Origin of the sequence: Pseudomonas sp. 32_A, from assembly GCF_017490905.1 — a bacterium.
Lineage (GTDB): Bacteria > Pseudomonadota > Gammaproteobacteria > Pseudomonadales > Pseudomonadaceae > Aquipseudomonas > Aquipseudomonas inefficax.
In genome coordinates this window covers 1-497 of the sequence record NZ_JAFGYI010000222.1, presented here as the reverse complement: position 1 = coordinate 497, position 497 = coordinate 1, and the positions used below count along the sequence as shown (strand labels likewise).

At 55.9% G+C, this 497-nt stretch carries 1 pseudogene; it reads left to right on the top strand.

The window, feature by feature from the left end:
• Window positions 1–497: pseudogene (pgi, locus tag J5M58_RS26395) on the top strand (glucose-6-phosphate isomerase); the annotation flags it as partial.

The following is a 497-nucleotide window of genomic DNA, read 5'->3' as shown; positions in this document are numbered from 1 at the left end:
TCCATGTTCTCCAGTGAGAAGATCAACCGCACCGAAGACCGTGCCGTGCTGCACGTAGCCCTGCGTAACCGTAGCAATACCCCAATCATCGTTGACGGCAAAGACGTCATGCCGGAAGTGAACGCGGTGCTGGAAAAGATGAAAACCTTCTCCGAAGCGATTATCTCCGGAAGCTGGAAAGGCTACACCGGCAAAGCGATCACCGACGTGGTTAACATCGGTATCGGCGGCTCTGACCTCGGCCCGTTCATGGTGACCGAAGCGCTGCGCCCGTACAAAAACCACCTCAATATGCACTTTGTGTCTAACGTCGATGGTACCCACATCGCCGAAGTGCTGAAGAACGTGAACCCGGAAACCACCCTGTTCCTGGTTGCGTCGAAAACCTTTACCACTCAGGAAACCATGACCAACGCCCACAGCGCGCGCGACTGGTTCCTGAAAACCGCGGGCGACAACAAGCACGTGGCGAAACACTTCGCTGCGCTGTCCACCAA